This is a genomic window from Microvirgula sp. AG722, assembly GCF_003269145.1.
GTDB classification, from domain to species: domain Bacteria; phylum Pseudomonadota; class Gammaproteobacteria; order Burkholderiales; family Aquaspirillaceae; genus Microvirgula; species Microvirgula aerodenitrificans.
The window spans coordinates 1-15,463 of the sequence record NZ_QLTJ01000014.1; the positions used below are offsets into that span (position 1 = coordinate 1).

A 15,463-nucleotide genomic window follows, 5' to 3' on the forward strand; every position below is an offset into this window, starting at 1 on the left:
CCATGCACGCTGGACAGCAGCGCGCTGCTCATCTTGCTGTAGACGACCACGCAAAAGAGGATGGACAGCAGCGTTATGATCAGAATGACAAACGCAACCATTCTGCTGCGCAGAGACTTCATCGGAGTTTCCTCGTTCGTGATGCGGAGCGCCGGACCCGGCCTCCATCAACTTGTCAAACCAGTGCGTTGTCTCCCTCCCGGCCGGGACGCGGGTTCCTGCCGGAAACACGGGTCCGCGGTTGCGACGTGAGGAAGGCGCTCACTGTGCCGCTATATCGGCACAGACAACTCATTTATGAATAAAAATGAATTTTGAATATGATCTCATTGTTATGACCGGATTGCCACGCCGGAGGACGACGGCGGGCCCGGATGCCCCGCGTCTGCTGGGCAAACGCCTTGCCGGGGCAACGCCCCATCTGCGCCAGACTCTCCCCCCGGCACAGGAAAATGACACATTTATTTATCCATTCGTTTAGAATGGTCATTCAAATAACATAAAAATATATAACAACAAACCACATAGAAATATTTAAGTGGCATTTACCGGAGAACCCTCAATGCAAGCACTGCGCATCGGCCATCGGCTGTTCGTCGCCTTTTCATGTCTGGGCGGGATGGTCATCCTGCTGTCCATCCTGTTGTTCGGCGAATTGAACGCGCTGCGATCGAGCATTTCGACCATCGCGGACGACCATGTGGAGGCCGGTCGCCTGCTGACCGACCTCAATACCCGCTTGCAGATGCAGCGCACGCTGTACCGTGACGTGATGCTCGGTCGCACGCCGGAAGAAAAGAAGAACGCCGCCGACCAGTTGCAGGCGCAGCTGGCCAGCTACCGCGAACAACAGGCCAGCCTGGTCACCCGCATCGGTCAGCGCGCCGGCAGCAGCGACAAGCAGCGCGAACTGGTGGACCTGGTGGTCGCACAGGAAAAGCGCGCCGCGCCCCTGATCGACAAGCTGGTCGCCGCCGGGCTGGCCAACGACATCGATCAGTGGAAAGCCATCATGAAAGACGATGTCGTGCCGGCAGTCAGACCGTGGCGCGAGGCGCTGGAGCAGCTCGCGGTGCTGGAAAACCAGCAATTGGAAGAAGCCAGCGCGCGCGGCCTGAAAGCCTATAACGAGGCGGTCATCCTGTGTGCCGTGGCCACGTCGGCCGTGGTGCTGATCGGCGCCTTCCTCGCCTGGGCCATCACCCGCAGCATTACCGTGCCGCTGCAGCAGGCGATGCGGGTGGCCGATGCGGTCGCGGCCGGCAATCTGAGCGTGGCGGTGCCAAAGGGAGGACGCGATGAAACCGGCCGCCTGCTGGCCGCACTGGACAGCATGACCCGGCAACTGACGCGCTCGGTCACCACCGTGCATGACAGTGCCGGCGAGGTGAAGGCAGTGGCCAGGGAACTGGCAAGCACGGCCAGCCAGGTGCTGGATGCCTCGGCGGCGCAGACCAGTGCGGCAGTGACTTCGGCCAGTTCGGTCGAGGAGCTGACCGGCAGCATCGGCGCCGTCGCCACCGCCGCCACCAGCCTGCATGCGTCGGCCACGGAAACACTCAGCTCGGCACGAATCGGCAGCGAACGGCTGGCCTCGCTGGTCGAGCAGGTCTACGAGGCGGAACGCACGGTGGAGGCGATTGCCGAAACCGCCCAGCACTTCCTGTCCAACAGCCGCAAGATCTCGTCGATGACCGGCGATGTCCGCGATATCGCCGACCAGACCAATCTGCTGGCGCTGAACGCCGCGATCGAGGCGGCGCGGGCCGGTGAGCAGGGCCGCGGCTTTGCCGTGGTGGCCGATGAAGTGCGCAAGCTGGCGGAAAAGTCGGCCAGTTCGGCGGACGAGATCAACCGCATCACCACCGCCATCCATACCCAGACCGAAGAGCTGGAAAAGACCATTGCCCATGGTCTGGAGTCGCTGGCCAACAGCCGCGGTTTCGTCGAGTCGGTAGCGGAAGTGCTGCGCGACGGCGAGCAGGTCGCCAGCCGCAACGAGGGCGACTGTCACCATATCGCCGTGTCGGTCGACCAGCAGAAGGTCGCCAGCCAGGAAGTGGCGCAGCATCTGGAATCGGTCGCCCAGATCGCCGAGCGCAACATGCTCGACGTGCACCGGGTTGCCGAGCACTCGCAGCGCATGGCCGAACTGGCCAACCAGCTGGATGCCAGCGTGGCGGCGTTCAGGATCTAGCAGACGGCCGCAAGGACAATGGCGGTGGGCCGGACCGGTCCACCGCCATTTTCATGTCGACGCAGCGCCTGCCGCTACCCGAACTGGCGGCGGAAGCGGTACAGCCCGAAGCCGAACACCACCACGCCGATGCCGAGCATGCCGGCGATCGAGCGCCACAGTTCCTGCGCGCCCTGCCCTTTCAGCAAGACGCCGAACGAGGCGTCGAGGAAGTAGTGCAGCGGCGACACCTTCATCAGCTCGGCCAGCCAGTACGGCAGCGCTTCCGGCGGCGTCCAGGTACCGGACAGGAACAGCACCGGAGCGAGGATCAGGATCGACAGCATCGCCGCCTGGGCCAGATTGCGCGCCACCGTGGCCACGAACAGGCCGAGGCCGGCAGTGGTGAAGGTGTACAGCGCGGTCAGCGCAAAGAACAGGGCCGCGCTGCCATGGATCGGCACGTCGAACAGCGGCACCAGCACCCCGTACAGCGCCAGTACCGCGCCGGCGACGATGACTGTGGTCATCGCCAGCACCTTGGGCAGCAGGATCTGCACCGACGACAGCGGACTGACCAGCAACTGCTCGATGGTGCCGCGCTCCTTTTCGCGCACCATCGCCGCCGCCGGCAGCAGGATGGCGAACACGGTGACGATATTCAGCAGTTCGGCAATGCCCATGAACCAGCTGTCGTTCTGGTCCTGGTTGAACCAGACCCGGAATTCGTTGCTGACGGTCGGCAGCTCGCCGCCACCGCCCAGTCCGAGCCGCGCCATCGCCTGCTCCAGACCGAAGGCACCGACGATGCGCGCGCCATAACTGGCGGCCATGAAACCGAGCACCGAGTTGGTGGTATCCACCTGCATCTGCACCGAGGTCTGGCGACCATTGGCCAGATCGGCCTCGAAGTTCGGCGGAATGTCGAGCGCAATCATTGCCTTGCCATTGTCCAGCTCGCGCTGGGCGTCGTCCGAGCGGCGCGGCACGCCGTCCTGGCGGAAGTATGGCGGCTGGAAACGCGACGCCAGCTCGCGCGAGGTCGCGCTGCGGTCGCTGTCGACCAGCACCGTCGCCGCATTGCTCAACTGCATGGTGACGCCGGACGCGGCAAGGAAAATGTCGACGGTAAAGGCGTAGACGATAAAGGCGAGCAGAATGCGGTCGCGCCCAAGCTGGCGCATTTCCTTTTCCGCCATCACCACCAGCCGCCAGATCCAGATACGCAGCGCTCTCATGTCGATGGCCTCTTGCTGAACAGGGCGTAGCCGGCGCCGAACAGCAGCAGCGCGTACACGGTCAGGATCAGCAGATCCGGCCACAGCGCCGCGAAGCCGACCCCCTTGAGGAAGCAGCCGACCACGATATTGGTGTAGTACTGCGCCGGCAGCAGATCGGCCGCCACCCGCGCGGCACTGCCCAGCGAGGCGACCGGAATGATCAGGCCGGAGTACAGCACCGCCGGAATCATGGTCACGATCATGGTCACGATCATCGCCGCCATCTGCGTGCGCACCAGTACCGATACCACCAGACCGATGCCGGTGGTACAGATCACGTAGATCAGTGTCGAGAACAGGAAGAACGCAAACGAGCCCTTGAATGGCACCTGGTACAGCAGGACCGCCATCAGCCACAGGATGACGATATTCAGCGACGAGATGCCGACATACGGCGCCAGCTTGCCGATCAGGAACTCGCCGCGGCTGACATTGGACGCATAGATATTGAAGATCGACCCGTTCTCCTTTTCGCGCACCACACCGAGCGCGGTCAGGAACGGTGGCGACAGCATCAGGATCAGCATGATCAGTTTCGGCCCCAGCGACCAGATGCTGACCACCCGCTCGTTGTACAGATAGCGCGTTTCCAGCCGTATCGGCTGCAGCAGCGCACGGGCGTCGGCCTCGCCGATGCCGCGCGAGGCACCGAGCAGCTCGACCAGCCGGTCACTGGTCGCATTGGCGTTGATGGCGGTCAGATAGCCCTTGATGGTCAGTGCGCGGCTCGGGAACGTGCCGTCGACCCAGGTCTGCACCGACACGGCGCGCCCGGCGGCCATGTCCTGGCCGAAGCCGGGCGGGATCACCAGCGCCGCACGGACCTCGCCGCGGGCGATCTGCTCGCCGACCGCACGTTCGTCCAGCGTGCCGCCGATCAGGTCGAAATACGGCGTCGCGGTATAGCGCGCAATGTAGTCGCGACTGGCAGCACTGCGGTCGTAGTCGATGACCTTCATCGGCACGTGCTCGACGTCGAACGACAGCCCGTAGCCGAACAGCACCATCAGCAGCGCCGGCACGACAAAGGCCAGCGCAAAGAACAGCCGGTCGCGAACGATCTCGCGCCATTCCTTGTAGGCGACGGCGACAATGCGCTGGCGGTTCATGTCCTCGCTCCTTCAAGCCGGGTGACCAGATGGACGAACACATCCTCCATCGACACCGGCCGCACCCGCACCGAGGCCTGCGGCAGGCGCTCGCGCAGCCGGCGGCCGTCGGTAGTGGCATCGCGGCTGAAAGCGTGAATTTTCGGGCCATACAGCGCCGCGTCGGCGAAGCCGAGTTCGCGTACCACTGCCAGTGCATCGGCCGGTGCCGGGTCGGTGATTTCCAGCAATTCACCGGCCTCGCGGGTCAGGTCGGCCTTGAGCCCGGCCGGGCTGTCGTCGGCAACGACCCGGCCGGCGAACATCAGCGAAATATGGTCGCAGTGCTCGGCCTCGCTCATGTAGTGGGTAGTGACCAGGATGGCCACGCCGTCGACGCGCGACAGCCGGAACAGGATGTCCCAGAACTGGCGCCGCCCGACCGGGTCGACCCCCGAGGTCGGCTCGTCGAGAAACAGCACCTGCGGCTTGTGCACCAGCGCGCAGCCAAGCGCCAGCCGCTGGCGCAGGCCCATCGGCAGGTCGGCGGCCAGCATGGTCTGGTAGCCGTGCAGGCCGGCCATATTGATGATCCAGTCCAGCCGTTCGGCGGTCTGCACCCGGTCCAGCCCGTAGATGCCGGCGTACAGCCGGATGTTCTCGGCCACGGTCAGGTCCAGGTACAGCGAAAACGCCTGCGACATATAGCCGATGCGTTCCTTGATCTGCCGCCCGGCGCTGCGCATGTCGGCGCCGGCGACCGCGCCGGAGCCGGCCGATGGCGGCATGATGCCGCACAGCATCTTGATGACCGTGGTCTTGCCGGCGCCATTGGCCCCCAGCAGTCCGAAGATTTCGCCCTGCGGCACGCTGAAACTGACCGCATCGACGGCACGGAATTCACCGAAATCACGCGTCAGCGCATCGGCAGCAATGGCGATGCCTTCCGGCCGCGCCCCCCGCGTACCGGCCGGTGCGGCCTCGCCGTCGCCCAGATCGGCCAGCCCGCGCCGGCGCAGCAGCGCCACGAAGATGTCCTCCAGCTCCGGATCGCTGCAGTCGAGCAGTTGTGCCGGCAGGCCGTCCAGTGCGGCCAGCACCTGCTCGCCGGCCGGTCCGGGCCCGGCATCATCGACAAACACCCGCAGCTGCGGCCCGAGTGCCTCGGACTGCGGAAACTGCGGCTTGAGTCGCGCCAGTGCCCCGACCTGATCGTCGCTGGCCAGCGTCACCACCGCGCCGGGGGACAGCGCGTGAATATCGGCCGGCGTGCCCGATGCCAGCACCCGCCCGCCATGCAGCATGGCCATGCGCTGGAAGCGGCTGGCCTCGTCGAGATAGGCGGTCGACACCAGCGCGGTAATGCCCTGCTCGTGCAGCAGTTCGGCGAGGATGGTCCAGAAATCGCGCCGCGACACCGGGTCGACCCCGGTGGTCGGTTCGTCGAGAATCACCAGGTCCGGCGCATGGATCAGCGTGCACACCAGACCGAGTTTCTGCTTCATGCCGCCGGACAGCTGCTTCATTGGCCGGTTGCGGAAGCGGTCCAGCCGGGTCATGCCGAGCAGGGTCTTCTTGCGCTCGGCCAGCACGTCGGCCGGCACCAGCCGCAGCCGGGCAAAGAAGTCGATGTTCTCCTCGATCGACAGGTCGCCGTACAGGTTCTGCCCCAGCCCCTGCGGCATCAGCCCGAGCCGGGCCTTGATGGTCTCCGCCGCCCGCTCCGAGTCGATGCGGGTGCCGAACACGTCGATACTGCCGCTGTCGAAGGTCAGCACGCCGGCCACCGCCTTCATCAGGCTGGATTTGCCGGCGCCGTCCGGGCCGATCAGGCCGAAAATCTCGCCACGGGCGATATCGAGGTCGACGCCATCGACCGCCACGGTCTTGCCATAGCGCTTGCCGAAGCCGCGCAGGGTCACGGCATTGTCGTTCATGGCGGTCACCAGCGCGGTGCCTGCCATTCGACCTTGTCGTCCCAGCGGATCACGGCATCGGCCGGCAGCCCCGGCGTCAGCCGGTGGGTCGGGTTCGCATCCAGCGCCAGTTTGACGGCGTAGACCAGTTTGACCCGCTCGTCCGGCGTCTGCACTTCCTTCGGCGTGAATTCGGCGCGGCTGGCGATAAAGCTGACCCGGGCGCTGAACGGTTCACGCGGGAAGGCATCGGTGTAGATGCGCGCCGGCAGCCCGAGTCTGACCTTGCCGATCTGCTGCTCGGCCACATACACCTTCAGGTACAGCCGGTCGAGGTCGACCAGTTCCAGTACCGGCGAGCCGGCTGCCAGCGTCTCACCCGGCTCGCGCAGCTTGCGGGTAATGGTGCCGCTGCCCGGTGCCTTCAGCGTCAGGTCGTCCAGCACCGACTGCGCTTCGGTCTGTGCGGCCACTGCCTGCGCCTTCTGTGCAGCCAGCGCCGCGACCTCGGCACGTCGTGCCGCTACCTTGTCGCCACCGAGCCTGGCCTGCGCCAGTTGCTGCTCGGCTTCGATCTGCGTGGTGCGCGCCGCCGTGGCGCCCAGCGCCATCTGCTCGGCGCGATGGCGGTCGACCGAGCCCCGCTCCAGCAACTCGGCATAGCGCTGCGCGTCACGGGCCGCCTGCGCCGACGAGGCCGCCGCGCGGTCGCGGGCCGCCGCCGCGGCACTGATGCCGAGCGGCACTTCCTTTTCCAGCACCGCCAGCCCCTGGCGGGCCGCATCCAGTTGCGCGCTGAGCGCGGCCACCGCCGCATCGGCCTGGGCCTTCTTCGCCGCGATCTGGCTGTCGTCAAGCACGGCCAGCACCTGACCGGCCTTGACCGTATCGCCCTCGCCGACCCGCAGCGCCAGCAGCTTGCCGGCGAATTTGCTGGAGATGGCAACCCGGTCACCCTCCAGCCGGCCATTGGCCTGGATCAGCCCGTCGGGCAGACCCGAGTCGCGTTGCGCATACCACAGCGCACCGGCGACCACGAGGATCAGCACGATCAGCGAGGCAGTCAGGATTTTGCGTTTGTCGACGGTCATTCCGTTTCCTTGTCGTCGCGCCCGCGCAGCCATCGCGGGCGGAAGTCGATCAGAGTTGCCCTGCCGCGCGGTTCAGGCGCAGTACGGCGAGGGTATGGTCGTAGCGGGCATTCAGCAGATTGCGGCGCGCATCGGCACGGCGCGCCTGCGCGTCCAGCACGTCGCTCTGGGTGGCCAGGCCGTTGGCGTAGCGGTCACGCTGGATCGCCAGGCTCTCGTCAGCCAGTGCCACGCCGCTCTGCGCCACGCCGCGCCGCGCATCGGCCTCGATCTCCAGCGACCAGGCCTGCTGGACCTGCAGCGCGATCGCACTCTCGGCATCGGCCTTCAGGTCGGCGGCGCGTGCGGCCTGACGCTCGCTGGCGGCAGCGCGGTTGCGCACCAGCCCGCCGTCGAACAGCGTCCAGCTCACTGCCACGCCGACAGCGTTGATGTGCTCATTGACCAGGTAGGGGTTCTGAACATACAGGTGTTTGGCGAACAGGCCGACTTGCGGCCCGGCATCGCCGCGCTGGCTTTTCGCCTGCGCGGTCAGCGCGCGGCGGGTGGCGTCGAGCTGTTGCAGCTCGTCGCGTTTCAGCGCCGCATCGCGCTGCCATTCAAGCAGCGAACGCTGCGGTCGCGGCAGATCCATGTCCTGCAGCGACACCGGCTGCTGCAGCGGCCGGTCCAGCAGCCGGTTGTAGGCCGCGCGGGACAGCGACACGCGGTTGTCGGCCTGGATGCGCCGCTGGCGGGCATCGGCCAGCGCGACATCGACCTGCAGCAGGTCGGCGCGGGCGACCAGGCCCTTGTCGAGCAGGGCCTGCACGTCGCGACGATGGTGTTCCAGGCTGTCGACATACTGCCGCGCCACCTCTTGCGCCGCATCGGCGCGCAGCACGTCGAGATAGGCTTCTGCCACCGACAGCTTGACGTCGAGCCGCTCACGACCTTCGTCGGCGCGCGCCGCATCAAGGCCGGCCTCGGCGGCACGAATGCCATTGCTGATCTTGCCACTGGTATACAGCGGCTGGGTAATGCCGGCCTGGCCGACCCAGCCATGGTCGTCGGCAATCGGCAGGGTCACGCTGCCCGGCAGCGGCAGGCCGACCGACGACATGCTGTTGCGCACGGAAGGGGCATTGTCGAGTGCGTAGTAGGACGCATCGATCGACAGGGTCGGCAGACGCGTCGCCCTGGCGCTGTCGAGCTGGCGCTCGGCGGCGGCAGTCGACTCGGACTGGGCCGCCAGCCGGTGATTGGCGGACAGCGCGGCCCGCCAGGCGTCATCAAGGTTTTCAGCGGACACCGCGGGCGGCAAACCGGCCAGAAACAGGGCGGAAGAGAGTAAAACGAATTTCGGGCTCAACACGGACCTTCCGGGCAGTCAGGAACGCAGAACCTTCATCTTAGGTCATTAGCATGACCTTGGGTTGATTTTGGTCAATAGCACATACCTATTACCCGGTTTACCCTCCCGGTCCGGCGGACCGGCGGCGGCCTATTCAGCCGGTGCCGCTCCGGGCTGGATTGGCGGATTGGTGATCGGTCCGATGTCGACGGCCCGGGCGCAGGACGCCACGACTTCGCTGTCGTGCCGGACCACGGCACAGCCATTTCCGAATGATGACACGCTGACCTGCCCGTTCTGGTAACTCGCGAACGCGCAGCCGGTCAGCGACAGCGCCAGCAGCACTATCGACGGTTTCATTGTCGTTTTCCCCCGAGACAGGAGCCGGGCGAACGCCGGTCCCTTTTCCTCTCTAGCAGCCGTCCGCCGGCAAGCCAAGCGCACGCGGCGCGTCGGGCGGCAGCATGCGACGAATGGCAGGGCCTGCCGGGTTCGCCAGCGCCTTTTTCCGTCCCGGCAGACTTTCACGACAAGTCATGCCGAAGTCATTACCTGCAGCGACAGAGGGCAGATCAGTCGTGCAGCGCACCGGGGCACGCCGGCCACGACAGCGCGAACGACGCACCACCGAGTGCCGACGCGGTCACTACCACCTGACCGCCATGCCATTGCGCGGCACGCTGGACAATGGCCAGACCAAGACCGAAGCCACCGGTGGTCCGGTCACGGCTCTCGTCCAGCCGGGTGAACGGCTCGAAGACGCGGTCGCGCGCCTCGGCCGGAATGCCAGGGCCGTCATCATCGACATGCAGCACATAGCCGTCGGCACAGGCGGCAATGCGCAACTCGACCCGCCGTCCCGCATAGCGGATCGCATTGCGCAGCAGATTGATGGTCGCCCGGCTCATGACTCTGGCATCAAATTCAGCCTGACCGTCCGGGCAGGACACCACCACGCATTCGACGCCACGGGCGGACGCTTCCAGCGCGACCTGCTCGACCAGCGATTCCAGCCAGGCCCGCAGTTCGACCGGCGCCACCGTCAGCGCCGTGCCGCGATGTTCCAGCCGCGCATAGGCCAGCAGCTCCGTGGCCATGTCGTCGAGCTCGCGCACATCACCGACCATCTCCTCGATCAGGGCCAGTCGGGCGACCGGGTCTTCCTCGCGGCGCAGGATGTCGAGTTCGAACGACAGCCGGGCCAGCGGGGTACGGATCTCGTGCGACAGCGCATTGGTCAGGTCGCGCTGGCTGCTGATCAGCCGGCCGATGCGCTCGCTCATCTGGTTGAAATGCCGCGCCAGATCACGAATGTTCGAGCGCTTCGACACCCGGGCGCGGGCGCCGAGCTGGCCTTCCCCCACCTGCTGGGCGGCCAGTTTCAGCGCCTGCAGGTCGTGCCACATCGGCTTGACCCAGATAAACAGCACCATGCCGACCATGACCGCCAGTGCCAGATAGACGCCGAACAGCAGCACATCGCTCAGCGCCGGCTCCTGCGGCAGGACCACACGCAGCCATTGCGGCTTGCCCTCGCCGGCCAGCGGCACCAGGTACTCCGCAAATTCGTCGCGCGGGACGAAACGGCCGGCACGCAGTTCTGCCCGCTCGTCGGCACTGGCCGGGAAAGTGTCGGCATCGACCAGCGACAGTGACAGACCGTAATGCGGCTGCAGTTCACGCCGGAAAGCCTCGCGCTGCGACGGGGCACGCTGCTCGAATTCCTGCTGCAGCGAATACAGCTGGCCGCGCACCGCCTCGCGGTTGAACTGCTCGACATACGGCGCAAAGTAGGCGTTGGCCGCCTTGTCGATCAGCAGCAAGGACGCGGCGAAACCGAGCGTCAGCAACAGGTACAGCCGCAGGAAAAACTTCAGCATGCGTCAGACACCCCAGTCCGGGGTGCTGAACAGATAGCCCCGTCCCCAGACGGTCTTGATCCGGCGCGGATCGCGCGGATCGTCATTCAGTTTGCGTCGCAGCTTGCTGACGCAAACGTCCACGCTGCGGTCCAGACCGTTGAAATCGATGCCCCGCACCAGGTTCATGATGTCGTCACGCGACAGCACCTGGCCGGCATGGCTGGCCAGCGCCCACAGGGTCTCGAATTCGACCGTGCTCAGCTCCACCTCGCCGCCGTCCAGCACGACCACGCGCTTGCCGCGGTCGATGGTCAGCGGCCCGAAGCGCAGGCAATCGGCCACGGCCATCGACGGCCGGCGCAGCAGCGCACGGATGCGCGCCAGCAATACCGGCGGTTCCACCGGCTTGATCACATAGTCGTCGGCACCGGACTCCAGACCCAGAATCTGGTCGACATCTTCTTCGCGCGCGGTCTGCATCAGGATCGGCGTCATCGAAAAGCTGCGCACGTCGCGGCAGACCTGCAGTCCGTCCCGTCCCGGCAACATCAGGTCGAGCACGATCAGGTCAGGCGCAAAACGCCGGCAGGCTTCGGTCGCCTCATCACCGCGGTGGCATTCCGCCACCTCGAAGCCGTGTTGTTCAAGAAACCGGCCCATCAGCCGGGCCAGTTTGAGATCGTCCTCGACGATCAGGATTTTGCCCATATCCACTATCTGCCGCGACGGCATTCATAAAGCTGCAATTGGAAATCACGTTACTGGCAGGCCTGCATCAGCGTCAACGCCACAATTGTCATTTTCATAGTTTTTAACAATTCACATACAGGTTCGTCACAAGCCTGACCCCGGCGACTTTTATCATGGCTCATTCATCACTCCGGCAAGGATTCTTCCATGCTGCCGATCACGGCTCCCGCCTGCGCTCCCGTTGGCGTACTGCTCGTCCATGGACTGGGCGGGACGGAGTTCGATCTTGGCGCGGTCTACAAGGCACTGCGCCAGACCGGCGTCGACACCCATACCCTGACCCTGCCCGGCCACGGCCTGCAGCCGGAAGACCTGCTCGGCATCACCGCCGAGGACTGGGTCGAGGCCGTGAGTGCGACCTATCGCGAGCTGCTGCCGCGCTACCGGACTTTGCATCTGGTCGGCATGTGTCTGGGCGCCCTGCTGGTGATCGAAGTCGCCAAACGCGAACACCATCACAACGGCAATCTGGTCGCCCTGGCGCCGCCGGTGTTCATCGATGACTGGTCGATGCCGTGGTATCGCGCGTTGCGCCATCTGGTCTATCGCCTGCCGGGCGGACTCGCCAACCGGATGCGGGTGGTCGAGGCAGAGCCGTTCGGCGTCAAGAATGCCCGCATCCGCCGCATGGTCTGCCAGCAGTTCGCACAGAATCATCCGTTCCATTACGGCTGGATTCCGCTGTCGTGCATCCGCCAGGTCGACCGGCTGCGCGGCTGGGTCAAGCGTTCGCTGGCCGATATCCGCAGCCCGACCCTGATCATCCACTCGCGCGAGGATGAACTGACCAGCCTGCGCTCGGCCGAGCTGCTGGTCCGTCGCATCGGCGCGCAGACGGCGCGGATGGATGTGCTTGAAAACAGCTATCACATGATCTGTGTCGACAATGACCGCCATCTGGTCGCCAGAAAAGTTCTCGCCCATCTCGGTCTCGGCCTGGCCGCGCAGCCGGTCGCCGAACAAGCCTGCGCCTGAACGCTGCCCGGCCGGCAAGGCCGCTGCGGAGCGGGCCAGCCATGCCACTACGGCATGCAAACGCCATCAAAAAATGACAAAAGAAAACCTGATACCGTAAAATCGTGCCCTGGGAATGCCGGATGCATCATTTCCGGGCTGCCGACGCTCAGATTTGCTCAGTTCCAGCCCTGACATTTTTATTACAGTCACGGCCGCTCACCGAGTCTGGCCCCTCGGCCCGCCGCACCATCGACCCGCCGGCACAGTCCCGGCCGCCATCTGGCGGACCTGTCCTGAAACCCGAAATCATGGGAGCTGCTATGTACTTCGTGATGTACAAGGATCAGATGGGCGACTGGCGCTGGCGCCTGCTGGCAGAGGATCACCAGATCGTCGCCGACTCCGGCGAAGGCTACCGGAACAAGGGGGATTGCCAGCATGGCATCAGACTGGTCAAGAGCACACTGTCTGCCACGCCGGTAATCGAGCGCGAAGACGCGCTCTGCCTGGACGCCTGAGTCACAGTCGGCAACGGCGGGACGCGGATCGATCCCTCACTCCATCGAACACGGACTGTACATGCACTATTGGCTCCCGCCGAGCGCCCTGCTCATCTACTCTCTGGTTTTCTTCCTGCTGTCGGTGGTCTGGCGCGCACTGGTTGCCTACCGGCGCACCGGCATCAACCCGGTCGTCCTGACCGCCGGCGCCGACGCCTACGGCTACGTGGCGCGCGCCTCGAAAATGCTGCTGCTCGCCAGTGGCCTGACCGTATCCGTGATCGCCCTGCTGCCGACCGCTCCGTACTGGCTCGGCGCCTACGTCCCGCTGCAGTCGCCATGGGTCAGCGCAGCCGGCTGGCTGCTGTTGCTGGTCGCCCTGGGCTGGCTGCTGCTCGCACAGCTGCAGATGGGGGCGTCATGGCGCATCGGCATCGACCACGCGCGCAGGACGGCACTGGTCACCCACGGCCTGTTCCGTCTGTCGCGCAACCCGATCTATCTGGCCATGCGCGTCAACCAGATCGGCCTGCTGCTGGTCTTTCCGTCTGCGGCAACGCTGGCATTGCTGGTTGCCGGGGAAATCCTGATGCAGGTCCAGGTGCGGCTCGAAGAGCGACATTTACTGGCACAGCATGGTGCCCACTACGTCAAATATTGCCAGCATGTACGCCGCTGGCTGTAATACGCACGGCCATTATTCCGGCCGGAGCGGTTGCCCGCATTGATTATTCGTGGCGAAAACCGGGTTTTCGCCACGCTCACGCCGCCATTGCCTGCATGCATGACCGTTCTGCCGCATATAGCCAAATACTGGGGCAGGGCCGGAAAAACTTTCTATACTTTTTGTACGCGAGATCATGGTGGCCCCGCCCGCCATGGGGGAGTTGGTTTATTTCGCGCCTATTACATGTGATCAGGGAAAATATTCATCACATGATTACATCATGACCAGGAGGCATTATGGAAAATCAACTGCACAGTTTTGAGCAATGGGCCGGCATTTATCAAACGCAATTCGAGAAAATGTTGAAAGCATCGAACATCGGCATTGAATGTGCAGAGAAAATCACCCAGCTCCAGCTCAATCTGATGAGAGAGATTTGCAATCACTCGGCGGAAAGTCTCCGCCAAAGTGGCAATGGTGAAGCCGCGCGAGGCTTCGCCGGCCTGCAGTCGGTCCCGGTCTTCGAGAAAACGATGGAAACGACCAACGCCATCTACGAAACCTTCAACGACATGAACAAGAAAATCTTCGATGTCACCGCAACGTCGCCAATCCCCCGGACAGACGGCGCCGCGAGCTCGAACAAGAAGTAAGCTTCCCCTGCGCGGCAAAGCCCGTTGCTCCCCTGCGCGGCGGGCTGCGCCGCCCGGTTCAGACCATCGGTTCCCGCCCCAGCCTGCCAAGCAGGTGCTGCACGGTATCCCACGACGCCCCCTCGCGACGGCGCGCATCGACGATCAGCGCACCGAGCGCGATCCACTGGAAAATCTCTTCTTCGCTCAACCGCCCGGCCAGCGATTCGAGTTGCTGCGCATAAAGTGTCATCAGCCATTCCAGCCGCACCGGTGGCGTTTCAACCCGCCCCATCAGTTCGAGAATCAGCTCGGCTTTCATCAGCCCGCCCATGGCATGGTCATCAAGGAGCGGGATTACAACTGAAGCGTCAAGCCCGGACTACGACATCGGTCAAGCTTTTGCATTCTTCGTCGCGCCGGATTCCGGCCCGCAAACAAAAAAGCCTCCCATCCAGAAACGGGAGACTTCCACTGGCCGGCAAACCGGCCCGCAACTGCCCATGAGGGCGGTCACCGGCAGGCAGCGTGGCGTCGCTGCCTGCCGCGCATCATGTGGCTACTTGCCGACCTCATGCCCGACCACGCCGCCGACCGCCGCGCCGCCGATGGTGCCCAGTGCGCTGCCATTGGTCAGGACCGCACCGCCGACCGCGCCGATACCGGCGCCGACTGCCGTGCTCTTGCCCTGCTTCGACATGCCGGCGCAGCCGCCAAGGCCGAGCAGCATGGCTGCGACGACGGTACCCAGCGCAAGTTTGTTCATGGTTTTCATGGTTACACCTCTTCTGTTGAGTTTCCGGCACTGGCACCCGGCACGTCTCTCCTCTCCATCCTGAATGGATGGGCCGCCCGGGCGTCCCTGTCAGGTAGACCCCGGACGGACGGCAACGTTCCCCGAGCGCCAGTCTCCGACCCCGCGGCACGACGGTTGTGATGCCTTGCGGAGGAGTGAAACCATTACTGACACAGGCCGGAACGCGTGTCTGTGCGCTAGCGCACCGGACGTTACCATTTGTATCTGAACGGCATGCACAGCGCGGTGGCCGCAGACGGCAGCGGGACCGGACCCGCCCTCCCCGGCAGGGCCTCCAGGCAATGGTAACGGCCGTTATATTTGCACTTTCAACATTTGGCCGATTTCATGGCCATTGCTGACTGGCAATTCACTTTTGATCTTGAATGAAAATTTTGTAACACAGAATATTCAG

Annotated in this window: 15 protein-coding genes; 5 read left to right on the forward strand and 10 right to left on the reverse strand. The window is 64.7% G+C overall.

The genetic code is table 11. The features are described 5' to 3' along the window. The first annotated feature begins 562 nt into the window (after window positions 1-562). Complete coding sequence (locus DFO50_RS14905; RefSeq protein ID WP_028499854.1) at window positions 563-2,197, forward strand: methyl-accepting chemotaxis protein; 1,635 nt, start codon at window positions 563-565, stop codon at window positions 2,195-2,197. Window positions 2,198-2,271: 74 nt separating this feature from the next. On the opposite strand, the gene DFO50_RS14910 is transcribed toward DFO50_RS14905, so the two are convergent. The 8 genes from DFO50_RS14910 to DFO50_RS14945 form a co-directional block, all read right to left on the reverse strand. After that, window positions 2,272-3,414 carry an ABC transporter permease gene (locus DFO50_RS14910; RefSeq protein ID WP_028499853.1) on the reverse strand — a complete coding sequence of 381 codons (1,143 nt, stop codon included), beginning with the start codon at window positions 3,412-3,414 and terminating at the stop codon, window positions 2,272-2,274. Continuing rightward, entirely contained in the window at window positions 3,411-4,565 is a 1,155-nt protein-coding gene (locus DFO50_RS14915; RefSeq protein WP_028499852.1) for an ABC transporter permease, read from the reverse strand. The genes DFO50_RS14910 and DFO50_RS14915 overlap by 4 nt, the downstream gene beginning before the upstream one ends. Continuing rightward, window positions 4,562-6,508, reverse strand: a complete 1,947-nt coding sequence (locus tag DFO50_RS14920) for an ATP-binding cassette domain-containing protein (protein ID WP_028499851.1) — start codon at window positions 6,506-6,508, stop codon at window positions 4,562-4,564. The genes DFO50_RS14915 and DFO50_RS14920 overlap by 4 nt, the downstream gene beginning before the upstream one ends. Further along, entirely contained in the window at window positions 6,487-7,551 is a 1,065-nt protein-coding gene (locus DFO50_RS14925; protein WP_028499850.1) for an HlyD family secretion protein, read from the reverse strand. Before DFO50_RS14925 ends, DFO50_RS14920 begins: the two co-directional genes overlap by 22 nt. 49 nt (window positions 7,552-7,600) lie before the next feature. Beyond that, window positions 7,601-8,842 (reverse strand): TolC family protein, encoded by a 1,242-nt coding sequence (locus DFO50_RS14930; RefSeq protein WP_158537477.1) that lies wholly within the window; start codon window positions 8,840-8,842, stop codon window positions 7,601-7,603. A gap of 192 nt (window positions 8,843-9,034) precedes the next feature. Continuing rightward, complete coding sequence (locus tag DFO50_RS14935; protein WP_036386396.1) at window positions 9,035-9,244, reverse strand: hypothetical protein; 210 nt, start codon at window positions 9,242-9,244, stop codon at window positions 9,035-9,037. A 212-nt stretch (window positions 9,245-9,456) separates the two neighbouring features. Continuing rightward, window positions 9,457-10,764: an ATP-binding protein gene (locus DFO50_RS14940; RefSeq protein ID WP_028499847.1), complete on the reverse strand. Its 1,308-nt coding sequence runs from the start codon at window positions 10,762-10,764 to the stop codon at window positions 9,457-9,459. Window positions 10,765-10,767: 3 nt separating this feature from the next. Continuing rightward, complete coding sequence (locus DFO50_RS14945; protein ID WP_028499846.1) at window positions 10,768-11,454, reverse strand: response regulator; 687 nt, start codon at window positions 11,452-11,454, stop codon at window positions 10,768-10,770. Between the two features lie 189 nt (window positions 11,455-11,643). On the opposite strand from DFO50_RS14945, the gene DFO50_RS14950 reads away from it, so the two are divergent. The 4 genes from DFO50_RS14950 to DFO50_RS14965 all read left to right on the forward strand — a co-directional run bounded on the left by DFO50_RS14950 (window position 11,644) and on the right by DFO50_RS14965 (window position 14,273). Beyond that, window positions 11,644-12,471: a carboxylesterase gene (locus DFO50_RS14950; protein WP_112692803.1), complete on the forward strand. Its 828-nt coding sequence runs from the start codon at window positions 11,644-11,646 to the stop codon at window positions 12,469-12,471. Window positions 12,472-12,761: 290 nt separating this feature from the next. After that, the gene (locus DFO50_RS14955; protein WP_233495277.1) at window positions 12,762-12,971 is read left to right on the forward strand and encodes a DUF1508 domain-containing protein; all 210 of its coding nucleotides are present in this window, start codon (window positions 12,762-12,764) and stop codon (window positions 12,969-12,971) included. 61 nt (window positions 12,972-13,032) lie between these two features. After that, the gene (locus tag DFO50_RS14960; RefSeq protein ID WP_051528971.1) at window positions 13,033-13,638 is read left to right on the forward strand and encodes an isoprenylcysteine carboxylmethyltransferase family protein; all 606 of its coding nucleotides are present in this window, start codon (window positions 13,033-13,035) and stop codon (window positions 13,636-13,638) included. Between the two features lie 278 nt (window positions 13,639-13,916). Next, window positions 13,917-14,273 (forward strand): phasin family protein, encoded by a 357-nt coding sequence (locus tag DFO50_RS14965; RefSeq protein WP_028499843.1) that lies wholly within the window; start codon window positions 13,917-13,919, stop codon window positions 14,271-14,273. 58 nt (window positions 14,274-14,331) lie between these two features. Here the strand turns inward: DFO50_RS14965 and DFO50_RS14970 are convergent, their stop codons facing one another. Together DFO50_RS14970 and DFO50_RS14975 are read right to left on the reverse strand one after the other, a co-directional pair. Further along, a complete protein-coding gene (locus DFO50_RS14970; protein WP_146745115.1) occupies window positions 14,332-14,574 on the reverse strand; it encodes a hypothetical protein in 243 nt (80 codons plus the stop codon). A gap of 237 nt (window positions 14,575-14,811) precedes the next feature. Then, on the reverse strand, window positions 14,812-15,018 hold the full coding sequence (locus tag DFO50_RS14975) for a glycine zipper 2TM domain-containing protein (RefSeq protein WP_199489849.1): 207 nt from the start codon (window positions 15,016-15,018) through the stop codon (window positions 14,812-14,814). Window positions 15,019-15,463: the final 445 nt, after the last annotated feature.